Below are 21,358 nucleotides of genomic sequence, written 5' to 3'. Positions count from 1 at the left end.
ATGAGCGGTGTTGCCAGTCTGGTGCCGATGGTCATCGAGCAATCGAGCCGCGGCGAACGTGCCTTCGACATCTTTTCGCGGCTGCTGCGCGAGCGCATCATCTTCATCAACGGCGAGATCAACGACGACATCTCGGCGCTGGTCTGCGCGCAGCTTTTGTCGCTGGAATCGGACAATCCCGACAAGGAGATCTCGCTCTACATCAACTCGCCGGGCGGCGTGGTGACCAGCGGCTTCGCCATCTACGATACGATGCAATATATCAGCTGCCCGGTGTCCACCGTATGCATGGGCTTTGCCGCCTCGATGGGCTCGTTCCTGCTGATGGCAGGCACACCGGGGCGCCGGATTTCCCTGCCGAATGCCACTATCCTGCTGCATCAGCCGCTGGGTGGGTTCCAGGGCCAGGCATCCGACATCCAGCGCCATGCCGAGCGCATCGGCCGGACGAAACGGCACATGGCCGAACTTTACGCGCAGCATTGCGGCCGCAGCTATGAAGAGGTGGAACGCACGCTCGACCGCGACCACTTCATGACCGCCCGCGAGGCCCAGTCCTGGGGCATCGTCGACCATGTTTTCGACACGCGAAAGAAAGCGGCGTAAGCCAGGGCCGGATCGGAGACCGTCCGGCAGGTAGTCGAAGATTTGACGATGCCGGTCTGGTTCCATCGGCGGCGCGCCACTATAGTCCTGGGATGACCGACACTCATCAGTCCAGATCATTGCACCGCGTCATCGCCGTTGCAGCGCTCGCCATTGCGAGCCTCATCAGCGGCGCGGCACTTGCCGACGACAGTTCGTCGTCGACGCAAAAAGGCGCCCTGCCCGGCGTGACCGGCGACTACCGCATCGCCAAGCCGGCTCCAGAGCCGGACGATGCGCTGCCAGCCGGCGAGAACGGCACATTCAAGATCGGCGATACCGATGTCAGGATTTCCGGCAGCATCACCGTCGATGTCGGCGCCGGCTCGATCGGGCCGCCGCGCCACTGACAGCGCGTGTCGCGCTGCGCCTGTCGCCCACAAGACAATCCGCACATGAAAACGGCCCCGCCGTGCTTTGCGCAAACGGACGGGGCCTTTTTGGATCTCAAATCCAATTTTACCGGGAGTGTACTGCCGGCGTTTGATTTCGGATGCACCGCGGCATTCAGCCGACGATCCGACTAGTAGTCTCTGATTTTACGAGAGATGGCAGGTCACGGTTTGCCGGCTGGCGAAAACGCTGAACCCTGGCACTTATGCCTGCCTCGGCTCCAGTGACAACTGGAACCCTAGGGGACGATCCGGTGGCGTCATAGCTCCGCTCCTCTGTCCGTTGCGATTGTTGTCAATTCGAAGCACAAATCGCAAATGCCTGCGGCGTCTCGCAGGCCGCCTTTGGGCGGCGAGGCCATCGAAAGACGGCCGTCTTCGTTGACTGCTGGAGACTGCTCCCGTCAGCTGGTGGCGTCAACCATCAATAGCCGGTTACCGAAAAATGTGATCGCCGGGAGGTTACGTGCAAGTCAGTTTTTGCACAGCTTTGTCAGGAGCGTGTTCGGCCTTTGTTCTTTCCGCTTGCCCGTTCACGCGAAAGACGCTTAAACGCTCTCGTCGGGAATTGTGGCGTATCTCGACGTGGCGGCAAAACTACCTACATAGGGGATGGCCGGGAAAACCCGCCATTCCAGGAAATTCCAGATTCTGAGGCGGCGACCGGCTATGGCCGACCATAAATATCTTTCCATTCGCGGGGCGCGCGAACACAATCTGAAGAATGTCGATCTCGACTTGCCGCGTGACAGCCTGATTGTCATGACCGGCCTGTCGGGGTCCGGCAAGTCATCGCTGGCCTTCGACACGATCTATGCCGAGGGCCAGCGCCGCTACGTCGAAAGCCTGTCGGCCTACGCGCGGCAATTCCTTGAGATGATGCAGAAGCCTGACGTCGACCAGATCGACGGCCTGTCGCCCGCCATTTCCATCGAGCAGAAGACCACCTCGAAGAACCCGCGTTCGACGGTCGGCACCGTCACCGAGATCTACGACTATATGCGGCTGCTTTTTGCGCGCGTCGGCATACCCTATTCGCCGGCCACCGGCCTGCCGATCGAGAGCCAGACGGTTTCGCAGATGGTCGACCGCGTGCTGGCGATCGAGGAAGGCACGCGCCTGTTCATCCTGGCGCCGATGGTGCGCGGCCGCAAAGGCGAGTACCGCAAGGAATTGCTGGAACTGCAGAAGAAGGGCTTTCAACGCGTCAAGGTCGACGGCGTCTTCTATGAGATCGCCGACGTGCCGGCGCTGGACAAGAAGTACAAGCATGACCTCGACGTCGTCGTCGACCGCATCGTCGTGCGCGGCGATCTGGCGACGCGGCTCGCCGATTCCATCGAAACGGCGCTGAAGCTGGCCGATGGGCTGGCGGTCGCCGAATTCGCCGACAAGCCGCTCGATTCCAGCCAGACCGGCGAGGATTCGGTCAACAAGTCGAAGAACGAGACGCATGAGCGCATCCTGTTCTCGGAAAAGTTCGCTTGCCCGGTCTCCGGCTTCACCATTCCGGAAATCGAACCGCGCCTGTTCTCGTTCAACAACCCGTTCGGCGCCTGCCCGACCTGTGACGGTCTCGGCAGCCAGCGCGCCATCGACGGCAATCTGATCGTGCCGGACGAGAACATCTCGCTGCGCGACGGCGCCGTCAGCCCGTGGGCGAAATCGACTTCCCCCTATTACGCGCAAACGCTGGAAGCGCTGGGCAAGGCCTATGGCTTCAAGCTCGGCGACAAGTTCAAGGATTTGTCCGAAGAGGCCAAGGAAGCTATCCTGCACGGCACGGGTGAGCGCGAAATCACCTTCCAGTATGATGACGGCCTGCGCTCCTACAAGACCACCAAGACCTTCGAAGGCGTCATTCCCAATCTGGAGCGCCGCTGGAAAGAGACCGAATCCGCCTGGATGCGCGAGGAGATCGAGCGCTTCATGTCGGCCACGCCCTGCCCGGTCTGCAAGGGTTATCGGCTGAAGCCCGAGTCGCTGGCGGTGAAAATCGCCGGCAGGCATATCGGCGAAGTCACCGAGCTTTCCATCCGCAAGGCCGACCAGTGGTTCACCGACCTGCCCGCGTCGCTCAACGACAAGCAGAACGAGATCGCGGTGCGGGTGCTCAAGGAGATCCGCGAGCGGCTGCGCTTCCTCAACGATGTCGGGCTCGACTACCTGACGCTGTCGCGCAATTCCGGCACGCTGTCAGGCGGCGAGAGCCAGCGCATCCGGCTGGCATCGCAGATCGGCTCCGGTCTCACGGGCGTGCTCTATGTGCTGGACGAACCGTCGATCGGCCTGCATCAGCGCGACAATGCCCGCCTGCTCGATACGCTGAAGCACCTGCGCGATATCGGCAACACGGTGATCGTCGTCGAGCATGACGAGGACGCCATCCTGCATGCCGACTATGTCGTCGACATGGGTCCGGCCGCGGGCATCCATGGCGGCGAGATCATCGCCCAGGGCACCCCGCAGCAGGTAATGGCCAATCCCAATTCGATCACCGGCAAATATCTGTCGGGCGCGCTCGAAGTGGCGACGCCAGGCGTGCGGCGTGAAGCGAAGAAAAACCGGCGCCTGAAGATCGTCGGCGCGCGCGGCAACAATCTGAAGAACGTCACCGCCGAAATACCGCTCGGCACCTTCACCGCCGTCACCGGCGTGTCGGGCGGCGGCAAGTCGACCTTCCTGATCGAAACCCTGTTCAAGGCTGCCTCGCGCCGCATCATGGGCTTGCGCGAGCACCCGGCCGACCACGACCGCATCGAGGGCCTCGAATTCCTCGACAAGGTCATCGACATCGACCAGTCGCCCATTGGCAGGACTCCGCGTTCGAACCCCGCCACCTATACCGGCGCCTTCACGCCAATCCGCGACTGGTTCGCCGGCCTGCCGGAGGCCAAAGCGCGCGGCTACCAGCCCGGCCGCTTCTCCTTCAACGTTAAGGGCGGCCGCTGCGAAGCCTGCCAGGGCGACGGCGTCATCAAGATCGAGATGCACTTCCTGCCCGACGTCTACGTCACCTGCGACGTCTGCCACGGCAAGCGCTACAACAGAGAGACGCTCGACGTGGTGTTCAAGGGCAAGTCGATCGCCGACGTGCTCGACATGACGGTCGAGGAAGGCGTCGACTTCTTCGCCGCCGTGCCCGGCGTGCGCGACAAGCTCGACACGCTGAAGCAGGTCGGCCTTGGCTATATCCATATCGGCCAGCAGGCGACGACGCTGTCAGGCGGCGAGGCGCAGCGCATCAAGCTGGCCAAGGAACTGTCGCGCAAGGCAACTGGCAAGACGCTCTATATCCTCGACGAGCCGACCACCGGCCTGCATTTCCACGACGTCGCCAAGCTGTTGGAAGTGCTGCATGAACTGGTCGACCAGGGCAACACGGTGGTGGTCATCGAGCACAATCTCGAAGTGATCAAAACCGCTGACTGGGTACTCGACCTCGGCCCCGAAGGCGGCGACGGCGGCGGCGAACTGGTTGCCTCCGGTACGCCGGAAGCGATCGTGCGCGAGAAGCGCAGCTACACCGGCCAGTTCCTCAAGGAGCTTCTGGAGCGGCGCCCCGGAGGCAAGCGCGAAGCGGCGGAGTGATCGGACCGGTTGGCGCCTGGAGCTTTTGAATGAAAATCAGAAGAGCGCTTGCCGGTGATCTCCAAACCGTCGTCTCGCTGACGCAAGCGGCCTATGCGCCTTACACTGCACTGTTAGGCGCACCGCCGATCCCAGTCACCGAGGACTATGCGCCGCGCATTGAGGGCGGCGAGGTGTGGGTGTTGGAAAGTGGCAGCGAAATTGCCGGAGTGCTCACACTGGAACGGCACGACGATCACGCGATGATCTTCTCCGTCGCGGTCTCCCCTGACTTTCAGGGCAAAGGCTTCGGCATTGCGCTGCTGAAACACGCGGATGAGCTGACCCGTCTCTGGGGCCTGCCCGAGGTGCGGCTTTACACCAACGCCAGGATGGAACGGAACATCGCGCTCTATCTGGCCTATGGTTTCCACGAAACGGGTCGCCGGCCCAATCCCTACCGGCCGGGATGGGTGCTGGTCGACATGGCGAAATCGGTCCACGAGAGCACAGCGGCCTGATTTTCTGAACTTGGGAGGATGAGATGAGCACATCGGGAACAATCCGCGCCGGCATGGGCGGCTGGACCTTCGAGCCCTGGGATACGTCCTTCTATCCCGACAAGCTTTCCAAGGCCAAGCAGCTGAACTACGCCACTCGCCAGGTGCCGAGCATCGAGGTCAACGGCACTTACTATTCCAGCTTCAAGGAACCGACCTTCGTCAAATGGGCCAAGGAGGCGCCGGACGGTTTCGTGTACTCGCTAAAGGGCAACCGCTTCGTCACCAACCGGCGCGTGCTGGGCGAGGCCGGCGAATCGATGACGCGCTTCCTCGGCTCGGGCGTTGCCGCACTCGGGGAAAAGCTCGGGCCGATCCTGTGGCAGTTCGCGCCGACCAAGAAATTCGATCCGGACGATTTCGAAGCCTTTTTGAAACTGCTGCCGGAAAAGCAGGACGGCGTTGCGCTGCGCCACGCGGTCGAGGTCCGCAACGACAGTTTTGTCGTGCCGGAATTCGCAGCACTTGCCCGAAAATACAAGGCCGCGATCGTCTACGCCGACCATGCCAAATATCCCGATATCGCCGACGTCACCGCCGATTTCGTCTACGCCCGGCTGCAGACCGGCAGTGACGACAATCCCGATTGCTACACGCCGAAAGGTCTCGATGAATGGGCCGCGCGGGTAAATATCTGGGCGCAAGGCAAGCAGCCGGCCGACCTGCGGCGCGCCGACCCCGCCACCGATGCGCCGGTCAAGCCGCGCGACGTGTTCGTCTACTTCATCACGGAGGGCAAGGTGCGAGCGCCGTTCGGCGCCATGGCACTGATGAAGCGGGTGGACCAGGATCTGTCGGTGCCCTGACGCTGCGGAATCATGGCATCTTCGCCATCGTCGTAACCTTATCGATACCTCCTTGCTGCATGAATCCAGCCGAACCAGTCGCAAATCTGGGCCGCCGCGGGCAAGGACGAGGGGCATGTCGCTCGACTACACTTCACTTCTGCTGGCTGTCGGTTTTTCCGCTGCCTGCCTGAGCCTGACCTTGTTTGGCATGTGGCTGACCGCTCGCTCGGAAAAGTTCCTGCTGACATGGGCGGTCAGCCTGGTGTTCGTGGTCGGCGATATTTTTTTCTATGACGCCTATATCGATATGCCCGGGCGCCTGCTGGGCATCGCCACGCTGGCTTTCCTCCTGCTCGGTTTCTCGACAATGCTGGGCGCGGCCTACCAGTTCAGAACCGGCGGCTCGCCAGTGCCGCGAACGGCGTTTGGCAGCGCCATTTCGCTGGCCGTGACATTGCCTCCCATGGCTCTAGGCTATGACGGGCTGGGCTTCATGTTCGAAAATGCCTTCGCCGCCTTGCTTCTGTTCGCAACGGCGGTCGAATACTGGAAAGGCCGCGACGAAGCCCCTGCCCTGACAACCGGTATCACCGCGCTCTATTCGGCCACGGCCGCATCCTTTGCTCTCTGCGCCATGGTTTTGGCCTGGGAGGGAAAGCTGGTCCTTGGACATGCGCCAAGCAACTGGGCCGAGGAACTGAGCCTCATCATCGTCATCGCCAGCATGACCGGCATCGGAGCGCTTTCCCTGGCCCTGAACCAAGGGCGTCTGGCCCGGCATCACCGCCACAATGCCCTGACCGACCCGCTGACCGGCCTGCTCAACCGCCGCGCCCTATTCGACCTGCACGGCGATGCGCCGGTCGGTGCCTTCGCGGCGGTGGTCGTCTTCGACCTCGACAACTTCAAGGCCATCAACGACGAATTCGGCCACGCCGCCGGCGATGAGGTGCTGAAGGTATTTGCACGGGAACTCGCCAGCAATCTCCGCCCGGGCGATGTCGCCGCGCGCATGGGCGGCGAGGAATTCGCGCTGGTGCTGAAGCGGACCTTGCCCGAAACGGTGGAGGCCACCGCCGAGGCCATCCGGGCAGCTTTCGCCGCGCACCACATCGAAACCGAGACAGGCTCGCTGATATGCACGGTCAGTGCCGGATTTGCTTTCGGCACCAAGGAAGGCCTCGGCTTCGACAAGGTGCTCAATGCCGCCGACAAAGCGCTCTACGACGCCAAGCGCGCCGGCCGCAACCGCGTCACCGCTTCTCCGTTCAAGCGCGCAGGCTGATCGCGCGTGTCAACACCGGCCTCTGATCGTGGCGAGACGAATGCGGCTCCTAGGCCGCCATGACAATCTCATTGAAGGTATCGAGATCGACATAGAAGACCTTGGTGATCTCCTCGATCAGATCGTCGTAATCGCAGCCCTGTGATCTCAAGATGTTGATGGCAGCGATGATATCGACCCGTTCGATAAGCCGCCGCTTCTGGTAATCCTCGACGTAACGTTCCATGGCTGTCCCTTAGCCTGTGTGCCCAAACGCGTTTGAACGACAGAGATCGCAGGAGGGAAGCTAGGCAGCCTTGCTTGCGTGAAACTTGCCCGGCATTGGCCGTGCTCCTCGATCTGCGATAAACCAGACTGGTACGGAAGCGGCCGACTCACAAAAGCCTAGGAAAAGACTAGCACGCAGCTGCCAATGCACCAGAGACGCTGGTGCAGGGCCGGAGAAATACTGGACTTGCCAAGGACTTCGGATCGTCAACTGAAGTGCGTTGGCGATTCTAGACCGTCAGGAACTTCCTGACATCAGCACGGTCCAGATCTTCCGCCGGGCCGGTATGGACGATCACGCCACGGTCCATGATGTTGACCTCGTCGGCCAACTCGCGGCAGAAATCGAGATATTGTTCGACCAGAAGCACGGCGATGCCGGCCTGGTCACGCAGGTAGCGGATGGCGCGGCCGATGTCCTTGATGATCGAAGGCTGTATGCCCTCGGTCGGCTCGTCGAGCACCAGCAGTTTCGGCCGCATCACCAGCGCCCGTCCGATGGCGAGCTGCTGCTGCTGGCCCCCGGAAAGATCACCGCCGCGGCGGCCGAGCATCTGCTTCAGCACCGGGAACAATTCGAAGACATGCGCCGGAATGTTGCGGTCGGCCCGTTTCAGCGGCGCAAAGCCTGATTCCAGGTTCTCCCGCACGGTGAGCAGCGGAAAGACCTCCCTGCCCTGCGGTACGAATGCGATGCCCGACCGGGCGCGGTCATACGCCGCGCTCCGGTCGAGCGCCTTCCCCTCGAAGGCAACGCTTCCGCTCGTCAGCCTGTGATGGCCGACGATCGATCTCATCAAACTGGTCTTGCCGACGCCGTTGCGACCGAGCACGCAGGTGATCTTGCCTGCGCCCGCCTTCAGCGACACGCCGCGCAGTGCCTGGGCGGCGCCGTAGTGCAGCGTGGCATTGGAAACTTCGAGCATGTCAGCGCCTTTTCCAGAACCGCAGAAACGACAGATCGAAATGATGGAACTGCACCCGCCAGACCATGCTCATCTCCCCAGATAGACTTCGACGACACGCTCGTCGGCCGACACGAAATCGAGTGTGCCTTCCGAGAGCACCGAGCCCTCATGCAGGCAGGTGACCTTGACGCCGAGTTCGCGCACGAAATGCATGTCATGCTCGACGACGATGACCGAATGGTCGCGGGCGATGTCCTTGAGCAGACGAGCGGTTTCCTCCGTCTCGGCATCGGTCATGCCGGCGACCGGTTCGTCGACTAGAAGCAGTTTCGGGTCTTGCGCCAGGAGCATGCCGATCTCGAGCCACTGCTTTTGCCCATGGCTCAGATTGGCCGCCAATTCGTCACGCTTGTCGCCAAGCCGGATGATGCCGAGGATGTCATCGATCTGCCGCGTCTCGGCGGTCGAGCGGCGATGGAACAGCGCCGGGAAGATCGAGCGCGGTCCCTTCAACGCCAACATCAGGTTTTCCTCGATCGTGTGGCTTTCGAACACGGTCGGCTTCTGAAACTTGCGGCCGATGCCCATCATGGCGATTTCGGCCTCGTCATGCTTGGTCAGATCGACCTGGCCGTCGAAGAACACATCGCCTTCGTCGGGCCGCGTCTTGCCGGTGACAATGTCCATCATGGTCGTCTTGCCGGCGCCGTTGGGGCCGATGATGGCGCGCATCTCGCCCTTGTCGAGCACCAGCGACAAATTGTTGATGGCGCGAAAACCATCGAAGGAGACCGATACGCCGTCGAGATAAAGGATCGTGTTCGACTTTGACATGGTCGCTCACTCCGCCGGCTGCGGTTCGGGGTTGCTGGCTGACCAGTCGCCGGGCTTTCTCGCCTCGCTGCGAACGATTTTAGCCGGCGTCGGAACGTCGGGGTCGCTGCCGGCTTCCTCGGCAATCGAAGCTGCTCGCAACGCCCTGGCGTTGCCGCGCCAACTGTCCCACATGCCGATGATGCCTTTGGGCAGCAAAAGCGTGACGGCGACGAACAGCCCGCCCAGTGCAAACAGCCAGAACTCCGGCAGCACGCCGGTGAACCAGGATTTGCCGGCATTGACCAGCAACGCACCGATGATCGGCCCGACAATGGTGCCGCGTCCGCCGACGGCGGCCCAGACGACGACTTCAATCGAATTGGCCGGCTCGAACTCGCCCGGATTGATGATGCCGACCTGCGGCACGTAGAGCGCGCCGGCTATGCCGGCCATGACAGCCGAGACGGTGAAGGCGAACAGTTTTACGTTCTCGGCCCGCCAGCCGAGGAAGCGCGTGCGGCTCTCGGCATCGCGCACCGCCATCAGGAGCTTGCCGTATTTGGAGCCGACGATCGCCCAGGTGACGAACACGGCAAGCGCGAGCATCACGGCGCTGGCCGCGAACAGCGCCGAACGCGTCGCGTCGGCCTGCACGTTGAAGCCGAGAATATCCTTGAAATCGGTCAGGCCGTTGTTGCCGCCGAACCCCATGTCGTTGCGAAAAAAGGCAAGCAGCAGCGCGTAGGTCATCGCCTGGGTGATGATCGAGAGATAAACGCCGGTAACGCGGCTGCGGAAGGCGAACCAGCCAAAGACGAAAGCGAGCAGGCCGGGCACCGCGAGCACCATGAGGCCGGCGAACCAGAAATGGTCGAAACCGTACCAGAACCAGGGCAATTCCTTGTAGTTCAGGAACACCATGAAGTCGGGCAAGATGGGATTGCCGTAAACGCCGCGTGAGCCGATCTGGCGCATCAGATACATGCCCATCGCATAGCCGCCGAGCGCGAAGAAGGCGCCGTGACCGAGCGAGAGGATGCCGCAATAGCCCCAGACCAGGTCAAGCGCCAAGGCGAGCAGCGCATAGCAGAGATATTTGCCTGTCAGCGCGACGATGTAGGAAGGGACGTAGAAGGCGCTGGTGGGAGACACCGCAAGGTTGAGCAGCGGCACGATGACGGCCACTGCCAGCAGGATGAAGATCGTGATGGCGATGCGGCGGTCCGCGCCGGCGGCAAAGAAGCGTCCCGTGATCATGCTTCCACCGCCCTGCCCTTGAGCGCGAACAGGCCGCGCGGGCGCTTCTGGATGAACAGGATGATCAGCACCAGCACGACGATCTTGCCGAGCACCGCGCCCGCATAGGGCTCGAGGAACTTGTTGACGATGCCGAGCGAGAAGGCGCCGACCAGCGTGCCCCACAGATTGCCGACGCCGCCGAAGACGACGACCATGAAGCTGTCGATGATGTAGCCGCGACCGAGATTGGGCGAGACGTTGTCGATCTGGCTGAGCGCGACACCGGCAATGCCTGCAATGCCGGAGCCGAGCGCGAAAGTCAGCGCGTCTACCCATGGCGTCCTGATGCCCATCGAGGCGGCCATGCGCCGGTTGGCGGTGACGGCGCGCATCTGCAGGCCCCAGGGCGTGCGCTTCATCACGTAGAGCAGGATGCCGAAGACAGCGAGCGCGAAAACCAGGATCCACAGCCGGTTCCAGGTGATCGCCAACTGGCCGAGATTGAACGAGCCCGACATCCAGGATGGGTTGCCGACCTCCTGGTTGGTCGGCCCGAAGATCGAGCGCACGGCCTGTTGCAGGATCAGCGAGACGCCCCATGTCGCGAGCAGCGTTTCAAGCGGCCGGCCATAGAGGAAACGGATGACGCCGCGCTCGATGATCAGGCCAACCAGGGCCGCGACGAGGAAGGCGAGCGGCAGCGCAATGACCAGCGACCAGTCGAACAGGCCGGGAAAGGAGGTGCGGATCACCTGCTGGACGACGAAGGTCGTGTAGGCGCCGAGCATGACCATCTCGCCATGCGCCATGTTGATGACGCCCATGACGCCAAAGGTGATGGCAAGGCCGATTGCCGCCAGCAGCAGCACCGAGCCCAGCGAGATGCCGTACCAGATGTTCTGCCCGGCATCCCAGAAGGCCAGCGTCGAATTGATGTTGGCGATTGCGGTCGTCGCCGCTTGCTTGACCGTGTCGGCGGAATTCGCCTCGACCGAGGTGAGCAGGGAAACCGCATCGCGGTCGCCACGCGCGCCGATCAGGGCAATTGCAGCGAGCTTGTCGGCTTCGGGCCGGTCGGAGACCAGAACGGAGGCGGCACGAGCCTGTTCGAGCAGCGCCTTGACGCTGGCCACGGTCTCACTGGCGATTGCCGTGTCGAGCGGTCCGATGTTTGCGGCGTCGGGAGTCTTGAACATGGTGTCGGCGGCGGCAACACGCACTGCCGGGTCCTTGGCGCCGAGCGTCAGTGTGCCCAACGCATCGCGTATGACGCGACGCAGCGTGTTGTTGACCTTGATCTTGGTGATGCCGTCCTTGGCCGCTTCGCCCGACGCCTCGCCGCTCAACGGGTCGGAAAGCTGGACGCTTTCGCCCGCTTCCTTGCCGACAAACACAAGGGAATCAGCCTTGCGGACATACAGGTTGCCGTCGGCAAGTGCCGCAAGCGGCCGCTCTACCGCCGGATCGCCGGCGGCCGCCAGTTCGTGGACGACGGCCCCGATCTCGGAAAAGCCCTTGGCCGTGGCGAATTTGGCGATGATGCCGCGCAGATCGGCTTCGCCGGCGCCGGAGGACGACAGTGTCGCCAGCAGGAACAACAGCATCAAACCCGTGCGGATCAAGGTCATCGGTCTCTGGTCACCCCTGAAGGTTGAAGTGGGCGTCCGGACGGCGGAGGAAGCCGTCCGGACGCGCGCGGTCATGGGCATGGACCTGAAGGTCCAGCCCGGGGAGGATCAGTTCGTGCCCTTGCCGCCGCACTTGCCGGTGGCAACATTGAAGTTGCCGCAGGACAGAGGCGCGCGCCAATCGGAGATCAGGTCCTTGGAATCAGGCAGATAGTCGGACCACTCGTCACCCATCACCAGGCCCGGCGTGCGCGACACGGTTTCGAACTGGCCGTCGGCCTGGATTTCGCCGATCAGCACCGGCTTGGTGATGTGGTGGTTCGGCATCATCGTCGAATAGCCGCCGGTCAGGTTCGGCACCGACACGCCGATCATGGCGTCGATGACCTTGTCCGGATCGGTGGTGCCGGCCTTCTCGACCGCCTTCACCCACATGTTGAAGCCGATATAATGGGCTTCCATCGGGTCGTTGGTGGTGCGCTTGTCGTTCTTGATGAACTTGTGCCAGTCGGCGATGAACTTCTTGTTCTCGGGCGTGTCGACGCTCTCGAAGTAGTTCCAGGCGGCGAGATGGCCGACCAGCGGCGCGGTGTCGAGACCGGCTAGCTCTTCCTCGCCGACAGAGAAGGCCATGACCGGGATGTCCTCGGCCTTGATGCCCTGGTTGCCGAGTTCCTTGTAGAACGGCACGTTGGCGTCGCCGTTGACGGTCGAGACGACGGCGGTCTTCTTGCCGGCCGAACCGAACTTCTTGATCGCCGAAACTTCGGTCTGCCAGTCGGAGAAGCCGAACGGCGTGTAATTGACCATGATGTCTTCAGCCGCCACGCCCTTGGCCTTCAGATAGGCCTCGAGGATCTTGTTGGTGGTGCGCGGATAGACGTAGTCGGTGCCTTCCAGCACCCAGCGCTTCACCGAACCACCATCCTCGCTCATCAGATAGTCGACAGCCGGGATGGCCTGCTGGTTCGGCGCCGCACCGGTGTAGAACACGTTGCGCTCGCTTTCCTCGCCCTCATACTGGACGGGGTAGAACAGGATATTGTCGAGTTCCGAGAACACCGGCAGCACCGATTTGCGCGACACCGAGGTCCAGCAGCCGAACACCGCCGCGACCTTGTCCTTGGAGATCAGTTCGCGCGCTTTTTCGGCAAACAGCGGCCAGTTGGAAGCCGGATCGACGACGACCGCCTCGAGCTTCTTGCCGAGCAGACCACCCTTGGCGTTCTGCTCGTCGATGAGCATCAGCATGGCGTCCTTCAGCGTCGTCTCCGAAATCGCCATGGTCCCCGACAGCGAATGGAGAATGCCGACCTTGATCGTGTCGTCGGCGGCCTTGACCGGAGCGGACGTCAACAGGCCGGCGGCGACCACACCAGCCGAAAACATTTTTGTTATTGTCGAGAAATTACCCCTCATATTACAGACTCCCAAGCTAGTTGATTGCACCGCAACACTACAAAGCAACCCCCATGCCAACCGCTCTGGCAATCCCGAAAGGGCACAAATAAATTATAGATATCAGCACCTTGGAATATAGGGCTTACAAAACAAAGAGAGGTGGCCAGAAATCGATTGAGGGAATTTTGCGCAGCTTCCGCAGCCTCTGCCTATTTTTCGATCATTTATCAAACCTGCCTAGATTTTGAACTCACCAGTGCCTCAGGCGACCGATGTTGCGGCGCGGTGCAAAAATAGGGCAAGCTCGCTCTTCAAGCGAGCGACGTCATGGTTTCAGGTATTTCACGTATTTTCATCGGCATACTGCTTCTGGCTGCAGCAACCGTGGCCGCGCGAGCCGATTTCAGCGACGGCAAGATGCCTGACGGCGCCTATCATTGCGAAGTGTACCTGCTTGGCATGTTCCTCAGCCTCGGCGACATCACCATCAAGGGGAACGTCTACAGCGGCCCCGTCTACGCCAGCCACGGCGTCTTCGGCACCGCGCGGCAGGGCTACAACTACCAAATGGACGCAAACGGCGTGATCTCGTGGCTGGGGCCGCTGGGCGGATATACCGCCGGCGGCAATTCACTGTCGCTGACCCAGGCGACGCTGGACGGCGAAACCGTGCCCTCCTTCGACATCATCATGAAGCAGCCCGACGGCGCCTTCACCGCCTCGACCTGCACCAAGCAGTGAGGCGGCAAGAAAAAGGCGCGGAACCTTGCGGGTTCCGCGCCAGCAGTCCGTCGGGAGGATGTGACTAGATCGTCTTGGCCGACATTTGCGCCGCGATGTAGTCGGCCTGGCGGATCGCGAGCGACACGATCGTCAGGGTCGGGTTTTCGGCGGCACCGGTGGTGAACTGGCTACCATCGGACACGAACAGGTTCTTGATGTCGTGCGCCTGGCCGTGCTTGTTGACGACGCCGTCTTCCGCTTTCTCGCTCATCCGGTTGGTGCCGAGATTGTGGGTCGACGGATAGGGCGGCGTCGGGAAGGTGCGGGTGGCGCCGACCGCATCATAGAGTGCCGTAGCCTGCTTGTAGGCGTGGTTACGCATCGCGGTGTCGTTCGGATGATCGTCGAAATGCACGTCGGCTATCGGCATGCCGTGCGCGTCCTTCTCGTCGGCATGCAGCGCGATGCGGTTCTCCGCGCGCGGCATGTCCTCACCGACGATCCAAAGGCCGGCCATGTGGTCGTAGTGATCGAGTGCTGTGGTGAACGAGCGCCCCCATGCGCCCGGATCAAGAAACGCTGCCATGAACGGCAGGCCGAGCGACAGCGTCTCGAACTCGTAGCCACCAACGAAACCGCGCGATGGATCATGCCGCGCCTCGTCGCGGATGATGCCGGCCATGGTCGTGCCGCGATACATGTGCACCGGTCTGTCGAAGATGGCATAGACCGAGCCGGTGGTGTGACGCATGTAGTTCTTGCCGACCTGACCCGACGAGTTGGCAAGCCCATCGGGGAATTTCCCCGACGCCGAATTGAGCAGCAGCCGCGGGCTCTCGATCGAATTGCCGGCAACCGCGACGATGCGCGCCTTCTGCTCCTGCAGCTTGCCGTCTTTGTCGGCGTAGACAACGCCGGTCACCTTTCCGCTGACGTCATGGTTGATCTTGATCGCCATGGCATTCGGCCTGACTTCGAGATGGCCTGTCGCCTCTCCCTTGGGTATCTCGGTGTAGAGCGTCGACCATTTGGCGCCCCATTTACAGCCCTGGAAGCAGAAGCCGGTCTGCTGGCAGGACATGCGGTCGTCGCGATCGACCGAGTTGATCGCCATGTTGCCGGTGTGGCATTCCTTGTAGCCGAGCTTGTCGGCGCCGGCCTTCAACACCTTGAAATTGTTGTTGCCCGGCAGCCGCGGCCAGTCATTGGTGCCGGTGACGCCCATCTTGGCTTCAGCCTTGGCATAGTAGGGCTCCATCTCGGCCAGCGTGATCGGCCAATCGAGCAGGTTGGCGCCTTCCAGTTTGCCGTAGGTCGACAGCCCCTTGAACTCATGCTCCTGGAAGCGCAGCGAAGCTCCCGCCCAATGCGTGGTCGAACCGCCGACCGACTTGACGATCCAGGCCGGCAGGTTGGGAAAGTCCTTGGCCACACGCCAGTCGCCCGACGTGGTGCGCTTGTCCGTCCAGGCGAGCTGGCTGAACGAACCCCACTCGTCATTGATGAAGTCTTCGTATTCGTGGCGCGCGCCAGCTTCCAGGATGACGACGTCGACACCCTTCTGGGCGAGTTCGTTGCCTAGCGTGCCGCCGCCGGCGCCCGAGCCGATGATGACGACCACGCCATCGTTGTTCAGATCAAATGAAGCTGCCATGGTTTCCTCCCATGATTTCTGTTTGCGGGTTCAAGAACGACGGGGCTCAGAGCCACTCGATGTCGTCGAAACCGCGTGCGATGTAGCCGCCCTTGGAATAGGACTCGCCCTCGTAACCGAAGATCGGCCACACCTCTTTCTGGTTGTAGAGGCTGACCACGAGGCCACCCCGAATGGCCTGGAAGAACGGCGTCGCCTCGATTTGCTTCAGCACGGCGACGCGCTGGTCCTCCCAGCCAAGGCCGCGGTAGCCGCCGTCACCGGACTTCTTGTCGAGGTCGGCGATGCCATCTTCGAGCATAGTCTTGTAGGCGGCGTCCTTGCCGGCCTGTTCGTCGTGGCCTTTCACGGCAATGGCGTAATATTTGTCCGGAACCTGATCGTGCGGATAGATGTCACGCGCCATCTGGATCAGCGTCGCCATGGTTTCGGGCTTGAGTGCCGATGTCTCCAGTCCCCAGGCATGCTCGGGGCTGATGACGGCGCTGCTTGAAATGACGAGCAGCGCGCCAATGCCGCCGCGTTTAAGAAGCTCTCGACGGGACAGCCCAGGCTTCGCGTCATAGATCGTGACCATTTTATTCCTCCCTGCTTGCTATGTGCGCTCTCTTCAGAACGCCGTTGCTGGCGCGCTGCCCCCGTCAGGGGACGGCTGCGATGTCTCCTATTGGAAGCGACCTCCGCGTTGCAGAACCTCGATCTTGTAGCCGTCGGGATCCTCGATGAAGAAAAAGCGGGCGATCAGGGATCCGTCGCGGTTGAACTCGACGATTTTCTTCGGGTTGAGCCCTAGCGCGCCGAGACGGTCATGTTCGCCGTCGAGATCGACGACCGAGACCGCCAGATGGCCGTAGCCGTCGCCGAGCCCGTAAGGCTCCTGCCGATCCTTGTTCACGGTCAGTTCGAGCTCGAACCCTGCCTCGGCATTGCTGAGGTAAATGAGCGTGAATGTCTCGAAATCCAGCCTGTCGGCGACATCGAGCCCGAAGGCGTTTCTGTAGAAATCGACCGATCGGGCTTCGTCGAGAACCCGGATCATACTGTGGATCGCCTTGGCCAAATCAGTCTCCGTTCTGGTGTGAAGGCGATTATGCGCGGCACGGACAAAAGGTGGTGGCAGCCGGTTACCACGCCCGCAGCCGCGAACGGGACGAAAGTCCGATTGCCGGACCGGCAATTTTGCCCGAGAATGCATGTGGGGACAGGTCAAGCAGTATCAAACTGCACGCCCGTCCACCCAAGACCAACAATCATGGGAGGTTTGTCGGATGTGCAGGGTGTTTGCGGGCCAGGATCCCGAAGGCTATCGCCAGATCAACCGGTCGATTCGCATCGACGGCCACTCGACCAGCATCCAGCTCGAAGCGACATTCTGGGCTTTGCTGGACGAAATCGCCGAAAACCAGGATTTGACGACGCCAAAATTCATTTCGAAGCTTTATGACGAAGCCATCGAGATCAACGGCGCCATCCCGAACTTTGCGTCGATGCTGCGCACCACCTGCGCGCTCTATCTGCGGGGCCATCGGCCGGGAATGGATGAGCAGATGGTGCCGAAGCGGGAGGCTGCTTAGCCCGCTTCCACAGCGACAGCGAGCGCCAGACGGCTCATGTCGGTGAAAAGCGCCTGGCGCTCGGAATAGTCGGTCTGTTCGCCGGTCTCGATGTTGTCGACCACGACACACATCGACAGCGCACGCGCTCCGAAATGCTCCGATATGCGATATAGCGCGCTGGTTTCCATATCCACGGCCAGGGCTCCTTGCGCCCGCGCAACGGCAAAACGGGCGCGCCCCTCCGGGTGATAGAAGATGTCGCTGCACACCGTCAGGCCGGCATGATGGTCCATGCCGAATTCTACCGCCTTGGCCAGTGACGATGCGAGGAGCGCCGGGTCGGGGCCAGCGGGTCCATAAAGGCCGAAAACCTGGCCGCTCTGGGCGCTTTCCGCCTGCGCCGATTGCGAGATGACAAGGCTGCGCAGTTTTGCTTTTGCGGTCAGGCTGCCGCAGGTGCCGGTGCGGATCAAGGTCCGGGCGCCATAATGGTCCAGCAGTTCATGCGCGTAGATCAGAAACGATGAAACGCCGATGCCCGTCGCCTGGATGCTGACGGGTTTGCCGCCAAACAGCCCGGTGAAGCCAAGTGCGCCGCGGCGGCGATTGATGCAGCGCGGCGCTTCCAGGAACGTTTGCGCCATCCACTCGGCGCGCTGCGGGTCACCCGGCAACAAAACCGTGTCGGCGTAGTCGTCCTTGTCCGCTTCGTTGTGCGGCGTCACCAGTTGCTCCCCCTAAGCCTTCCTGCCGTTTCACCCGCAATCATGGCGTTGTCACGGCGTTGTGCAAGGTGGAACATGGGAAAGGCTCTAAGACTCCAGCACGTCCTTGACGATCGTCGCCAGTTGCTTGAGCGAAAACGGCTTGGGCAGAAAGCCGAAATGCGCATCTGCCGGGAGGTTTCTGGCGAATGCGTCCTCGGCGTAGCCGGACACGAAGACGAACTTGATGTCCGGCTGGCGCTTGCGCAATTCACCAAGCAGTGTCGGTCCGTCCATTTCCGGCATGACCACGTCGGAAACGACGATATCGACCTTGCCGCCCAGCGCCTCGAACACTTCCAGCGCCTCGACGCCCGACGATGCCTCGTGCACGGTGTAGCCACGCGAGGTCAGCGCCCGCATGCCGCCCATGCGCACGGCATCCTCGTCCTCGACGAGCAGCACCGTGGCCGAGCCCGACAGATCCTTGGCCGGATCGGCGACCTTTGCCGGCGTCGCCGGGGCATCGCCGGGCTCGCCTGCTTTTTTGGCTTCGGCGATGTGACGCGGCAGGAAAATGCGGAAAGTCGAGCCTTTGCCGACTTCGGAATCGCAGAAGATGAAGCCGCCGGTCTGCTTGATGATGCCATAGACCATCGACAGGCCAAGGCCAGTGCCCTTGCCGACTTCCTTGGTGGTGAAGAAAGGCTCGAAAATCTTCTTCAGCACGTCGGGCGCGATGCCGCTGCCGGTGTCCTCGACTTCGACCACGACATAGTCCGCCGGGGCGAGTTCGCGGTAGGAAAAGGCCTTGCACTCCTCGGCGGTCACATTGCGGGTGCGCACGGTGAGATCGCCGCCCGCCGGCATTGCGTCGCGCGCGTTGACCGCAAGGTTGACGACCACCTGCTCGAACTGCCCGATATCGACCTTGATCGGCCACAGGTCGCGGCCATGGTCGACCTTCAGCTTGATGTCGTTGCCGACCAGGCGGGCGAGCAGCATCCTGAGATCGGCGAGCACGTCGGTCAGGTTGAGCACTTCCGGCCGCAATGTCTGCTTGCGCGAGAAGGCCAGAAGCTGCCGCACCAGCGAAGCCGCCCGGTTGGCGTTCTGCTTGATGTTCATGATGTCGGGGAAGGAGGGGTCCGACGGACGGTGGTTGGTCAACAAAAGGTCGGACGCCATGATGATGGCGGTCAGCACATTGTTGAAATCATGCGCGATGCCGCCGGCAAGCTGGCCGACCGCCTGCATCTTCTGGCTCTGCGCCATCTGCCCTTCGAGCGCCTTCTGCTCCGTCGTCTCGACGGCGTAGACGATGGCCGACTCCTCGGCGCCCTCGCCACCGGTGCCGTCGGCGACGGCGTTGACGTAGAAGCGGATGTGCCGTTCGTCGTTGCCCGGCAAAAGCGTGTCGATCGGCTCGATGTCGGCCTGCCGCTGCTGCGCTTTCTCGAAGGCAGCCGCAAAGGCCGGCCGGTCGCGTTCGTGGATCACCGTGTCGAGCCTTACGCGACGGTCAACGGCGTCGCGATCGACGACAGACGAAAACAGCGACAGGAACGGCGCATTGGTGCGCAGGATGCGCCCATTGTGGTCGACGCCGGCGATCGCCATCGGTGTCGAGTTGAAGAAGCGGGTGAAGCGCACTTCCGAAGCCCGCAAATCGGCAGAGGCATCCTCGCCTTGCGTGCGGTTGAGCACGATAGTGCGTGTCGGCCCGTTCAATCCTTCGCGGCTGGCCGAAACACGGTGCATGAAGCGCACCGGCAGCGCTTCGCCCGTCGTGGTCGTCAGGTCGAGATCTATCACCGCGTTGCGTGTGGTGCCGGGATCGGCCTTGACCGAGCGGACCAGCGCCATGCCGTCGCCGGCCACGATCTCCGACAGAGACACGGCGCCGGGCGTGAAGCTGGTGAGGTCGATGCCCAGCCATTCGGCGAGCGTGGCGTTGATATAGGTGACGCGGCCCTCCTGGTCGGCCGAAAAGAAGCCGGCCGGCGCGTGGTCGAGGTGATCGATCGCCTTCTGCAGGTCGAGGAAGAAGCGCTCCTGCTCGGCCCGTTCCTGCGAGATGTCGGCAAGCTGCCAGGCCAGCATCGGCAGCCGCTGGCCTGGAACGCTGAAGGCGCGGGCGCGGGCCCGGTACCAGCGGGCGCCAGGCTCGGCACCGGGCCGAATGGACTGTGCGAGCCTAAACTCGCCGTCGCCCGGCTGGCCGTCGCGCAGGCCGGACGCCAGGCGATAGATCGTCACCGAGGCTTCGGGGACATCCGAGAGCAATCCCTCGACGGTCTTCAGGTCGGCAGCGGACGATGCTCCGGTCATATCCGCATAGGCGCGATTGGCGTAGACGACGCGGCCCTTGGTGTCGGTGACGAGAAGCCCCTGCGACATCGAATCGACGAAGGATTTCGACAGTTCGTCGCCTGTCGAGCGTGGCGTGACCTGCACGAAGCCGATCGCCGTCGCGAACAGGAAGCCGACGCCGATCATCGCCAGCACGCCGAGCATGCCGAGCAGGAAAGGATCGCCGAGGCGCTCGCGGAAAAGCCCGAAGACGATCGCCGCCCCCGTCAGAACGACGATGAAAATGATAAGCCGGGTGACCGCGCCGGGTCGCGTATTCTGGTCGACGATCGGTACCGGATAGAAATCGCCGCGCGCTTCCTTGGCCATGTGCCCCCTGCTCGTGAATTCCGGTGTTCCGACACCCGCCCCTAGCGGGTTGAATCACATTCTCCTAGTCCGGAAAAGGCCTGGGCGGCAAATGTCGGATAAAAATGATGTCTTCCGGGCTTCGGAGTTTTTCTAGCTGTTCACCGGCGTGAAACGCAACTTGCGGTGGCCCGCTGCAACGGTCTAGTGTCTCGTCACTTCCAAGGGCGATCAGGGGAACCCAATGCAATGGCTCGATAGCGTGGCAGGTCCCGGTTATGCCGCAGCATTGCTGTGGACGTTTGCAGCGCTTGTCTTGCTGGTCATCGTTCTCGTCATCATCAAGCTGGTGCGCAACCTGACATTCGGAACCTTCGTCGCCGGTGGCCGGAACCGCAAGACGCGACTGGCCGTCATGGATGCCACCGCCGTCGACAGCCATCGCAGGTTGGTGCTGATACGCCGTGACGATATCGAGCACCTGCTTCTGATCGGCGGCCCGACCGACGTCGTCGTCGAACGCGATATCCGACTTTCGGCGCTACGCCGGCCGGCATTGAC

At 62.2% G+C, this 21,358-nt stretch carries 19 protein-coding genes and 1 pseudogene; 9 read left to right on the top strand and 11 right to left on the bottom strand.

Annotated elements, in window-relative coordinates; all coding sequences use genetic code 11:
- From EOB49_RS09655 to EOB49_RS09630, 6 genes are all read left to right on the top strand, one after another.
- Positions 1-606 (top strand): ATP-dependent Clp protease proteolytic subunit, encoded by a 606-nt coding sequence (locus EOB49_RS09655; protein ID WP_127270740.1) that lies wholly within the window; start codon positions 1-3, stop codon positions 604-606.
- A gap of 92 nt (positions 607-698) precedes the next feature.
- Positions 699-995: a hypothetical protein gene (locus tag EOB49_RS09650; RefSeq protein ID WP_127380831.1), complete on the top strand. Its 297-nt coding sequence runs from the start codon at positions 699-701 to the stop codon at positions 993-995.
- A gap of 711 nt (positions 996-1,706) precedes the next feature.
- Positions 1,707-4,628 (top strand): excinuclease ABC subunit UvrA, encoded by a 2,922-nt coding sequence (gene uvrA, locus EOB49_RS09645; protein WP_127380830.1) that lies wholly within the window; start codon positions 1,707-1,709, stop codon positions 4,626-4,628.
- A 29-nt stretch (positions 4,629-4,657) separates the two neighbouring features.
- The gene (locus tag EOB49_RS09640; RefSeq protein WP_127380829.1) at positions 4,658-5,128 is read left to right on the top strand and encodes a GNAT family N-acetyltransferase; all 471 of its coding nucleotides are present in this window, start codon (positions 4,658-4,660) and stop codon (positions 5,126-5,128) included.
- A 23-nt stretch (positions 5,129-5,151) separates the two neighbouring features.
- Positions 5,152-5,973, top strand: coding sequence for a DUF72 domain-containing protein (locus EOB49_RS09635; RefSeq protein ID WP_127380828.1), 822 nt, complete (start codon positions 5,152-5,154; stop codon positions 5,971-5,973).
- A 115-nt stretch (positions 5,974-6,088) separates the two neighbouring features.
- Positions 6,089-7,240 carry a GGDEF domain-containing protein gene (locus tag EOB49_RS09630; RefSeq protein WP_127380827.1) on the top strand — a complete coding sequence of 384 codons (1,152 nt, stop codon included), beginning with the start codon at positions 6,089-6,091 and terminating at the stop codon, positions 7,238-7,240.
- A gap of 49 nt (positions 7,241-7,289) precedes the next feature.
- On the opposite strand, the gene EOB49_RS09625 is transcribed toward EOB49_RS09630, so the two are convergent.
- From EOB49_RS09625 to urtA, 6 genes are all read right to left on the bottom strand, one after another.
- A complete protein-coding gene (locus EOB49_RS09625; protein WP_081738697.1) occupies positions 7,290-7,466 on the bottom strand; it encodes a hypothetical protein in 177 nt (58 codons plus the stop codon).
- Positions 7,467-7,737: 271 nt separating this feature from the next.
- A complete protein-coding gene (gene urtE, locus EOB49_RS09620) occupies positions 7,738-8,433 on the bottom strand; it encodes an urea ABC transporter ATP-binding subunit UrtE (RefSeq protein WP_023813006.1) in 696 nt (231 codons plus the stop codon).
- Positions 8,434-8,502: 69 nt separating this feature from the next.
- Positions 8,503-9,249 (bottom strand): urea ABC transporter ATP-binding protein UrtD, encoded by a 747-nt coding sequence (gene urtD / locus EOB49_RS09615; protein ID WP_127271299.1) that lies wholly within the window; start codon positions 9,247-9,249, stop codon positions 8,503-8,505.
- A gap of 6 nt (positions 9,250-9,255) precedes the next feature.
- Positions 9,256-10,488: an urea ABC transporter permease subunit UrtC gene (gene urtC, locus EOB49_RS09610; protein ID WP_127380826.1), complete on the bottom strand. Its 1,233-nt coding sequence runs from the start codon at positions 10,486-10,488 to the stop codon at positions 9,256-9,258.
- Positions 10,485-12,098 (bottom strand): urea ABC transporter permease subunit UrtB, encoded by a 1,614-nt coding sequence (gene urtB / locus EOB49_RS09605; protein WP_127380825.1) that lies wholly within the window; start codon positions 12,096-12,098, stop codon positions 10,485-10,487. The genes urtC and urtB overlap by 4 nt, the downstream gene beginning before the upstream one ends.
- A gap of 108 nt (positions 12,099-12,206) precedes the next feature.
- The gene (gene urtA, locus EOB49_RS09600) at positions 12,207-13,517 is read right to left on the bottom strand and encodes an urea ABC transporter substrate-binding protein (RefSeq protein ID WP_027036733.1); all 1,311 of its coding nucleotides are present in this window, start codon (positions 13,515-13,517) and stop codon (positions 12,207-12,209) included.
- A 309-nt stretch (positions 13,518-13,826) separates the two neighbouring features.
- On the opposite strand from urtA, the gene EOB49_RS09595 reads away from it, so the two are divergent.
- Positions 13,827-14,240 carry a hypothetical protein gene (locus EOB49_RS09595; RefSeq protein WP_127380824.1) on the top strand — a complete coding sequence of 138 codons (414 nt, stop codon included), beginning with the start codon at positions 13,827-13,829 and terminating at the stop codon, positions 14,238-14,240.
- A gap of 64 nt (positions 14,241-14,304) precedes the next feature.
- Here the strand turns inward: EOB49_RS09595 and EOB49_RS09590 are convergent, their stop codons facing one another.
- From EOB49_RS09590 to EOB49_RS09580, 3 genes are all read right to left on the bottom strand, one after another.
- Complete coding sequence (locus tag EOB49_RS09590) at positions 14,305-15,876, bottom strand: GMC family oxidoreductase (protein WP_127380823.1); 1,572 nt, start codon at positions 15,874-15,876, stop codon at positions 14,305-14,307.
- A 46-nt stretch (positions 15,877-15,922) separates the two neighbouring features.
- Positions 15,923-16,453: a gluconate 2-dehydrogenase subunit 3 family protein gene (locus EOB49_RS09585; RefSeq protein ID WP_127380822.1), complete on the bottom strand. Its 531-nt coding sequence runs from the start codon at positions 16,451-16,453 to the stop codon at positions 15,923-15,925.
- Between the two features lie 87 nt (positions 16,454-16,540).
- Entirely contained in the window at positions 16,541-16,936 is a 396-nt protein-coding gene (locus tag EOB49_RS09580) for a VOC family protein (protein WP_127321936.1), read from the bottom strand.
- Between the two features lie 208 nt (positions 16,937-17,144).
- Here EOB49_RS09580 and EOB49_RS09575 point away from each other — a divergent pair, with 208 nt between their 5' ends.
- Positions 17,145-17,450 (top strand): ribbon-helix-helix domain-containing protein, encoded by a 306-nt coding sequence (locus tag EOB49_RS09575; RefSeq protein ID WP_127268969.1) that lies wholly within the window; start codon positions 17,145-17,147, stop codon positions 17,448-17,450.
- Here the strand turns inward: EOB49_RS09575 and EOB49_RS09570 are convergent.
- Positions 17,447-18,157 (bottom strand): purine-nucleoside phosphorylase, encoded by a 711-nt coding sequence (locus EOB49_RS09570; protein WP_127321937.1) that lies wholly within the window; start codon positions 18,155-18,157, stop codon positions 17,447-17,449. The two genes, EOB49_RS09575 and EOB49_RS09570, sit on opposite strands and share 4 nt — an antisense overlap.
- Positions 18,158-18,244: 87 nt before the next feature.
- Entirely contained in the window at positions 18,245-20,818 is a 2,574-nt protein-coding gene (locus tag EOB49_RS09565; RefSeq protein ID WP_127380821.1) for an ATP-binding protein, read from the bottom strand.
- Between the two features lie 223 nt (positions 20,819-21,041).
- Here EOB49_RS09565 and EOB49_RS37505 point away from each other — a divergent pair.
- Positions 21,042-21,358, top strand: a pseudogene (locus EOB49_RS37505) (flagellar biosynthetic protein FliO); the annotation flags it as partial.

This window comes from Mesorhizobium sp. M7A.F.Ca.MR.148.00.0.0, from assembly GCF_003997735.1.
In the GTDB taxonomy this organism is placed as follows: domain Bacteria; phylum Pseudomonadota; class Alphaproteobacteria; order Rhizobiales; family Rhizobiaceae; genus Mesorhizobium.
This window is presented reverse-complemented; position numbering and strand designations above follow the sequence as displayed.

Bases quoted from the DNA above. Each gene is read 5' to 3' on its own strand.
- EOB49_RS09655 (WP_127270740.1), top strand. From the start codon at position 1: ATGAGCGGTGTTGCCAGTCTGGTGCCGATGGTCATCGAGCAATCGAGC.
- EOB49_RS09650 (WP_127380831.1), top strand. From the start codon at position 699: ATGACCGACACTCATCAGTCCAGATCATTGCACCGCGTCATCGCCGTT.
- uvrA (WP_127380830.1), top strand. From the start codon at position 1,707: ATGGCCGACCATAAATATCTTTCCATTCGCGGGGCGCGCGAACACAAT.
- EOB49_RS09640 (WP_127380829.1), top strand. From the start codon at position 4,658: ATGAAAATCAGAAGAGCGCTTGCCGGTGATCTCCAAACCGTCGTCTCG.
- EOB49_RS09635 (WP_127380828.1), top strand. From the start codon at position 5,152: ATGAGCACATCGGGAACAATCCGCGCCGGCATGGGCGGCTGGACCTTC.
- EOB49_RS09630 (WP_127380827.1), top strand. From the start codon at position 6,089: ATGTCGCTCGACTACACTTCACTTCTGCTGGCTGTCGGTTTTTCCGCT.
- EOB49_RS09625 (WP_081738697.1), bottom strand. From the start codon at position 7,466: ATGGAACGTTACGTCGAGGATTACCAGAAGCGGCGGCTTATCGAACGG.
- urtE (WP_023813006.1), bottom strand. From the start codon at position 8,433: ATGCTCGAAGTTTCCAATGCCACGCTGCACTACGGCGCCGCCCAGGCA.
- urtD (WP_127271299.1), bottom strand. From the start codon at position 9,249: ATGTCAAAGTCGAACACGATCCTTTATCTCGACGGCGTATCGGTCTCC.
- urtC (WP_127380826.1), bottom strand. From the start codon at position 10,488: ATGATCACGGGACGCTTCTTTGCCGCCGGCGCGGACCGCCGCATCGCC.
- urtB (WP_127380825.1), bottom strand. From the start codon at position 12,098: ATGACCTTGATCCGCACGGGTTTGATGCTGTTGTTCCTGCTGGCGACA.
- urtA (WP_027036733.1), bottom strand. From the start codon at position 13,517: ATGAGGGGTAATTTCTCGACAATAACAAAAATGTTTTCGGCTGGTGTG.
- EOB49_RS09595 (WP_127380824.1), top strand. From the start codon at position 13,827: ATGGTTTCAGGTATTTCACGTATTTTCATCGGCATACTGCTTCTGGCT.
- EOB49_RS09590 (WP_127380823.1), bottom strand. From the start codon at position 15,876: ATGGCAGCTTCATTTGATCTGAACAACGATGGCGTGGTCGTCATCATC.
- EOB49_RS09585 (WP_127380822.1), bottom strand. From the start codon at position 16,453: ATGGTCACGATCTATGACGCGAAGCCTGGGCTGTCCCGTCGAGAGCTT.
- EOB49_RS09575 (WP_127268969.1), top strand. From the start codon at position 17,145: ATGTGCAGGGTGTTTGCGGGCCAGGATCCCGAAGGCTATCGCCAGATC.
- EOB49_RS09565 (WP_127380821.1), bottom strand. From the start codon at position 20,818: ATGGCCAAGGAAGCGCGCGGCGATTTCTATCCGGTACCGATCGTCGAC.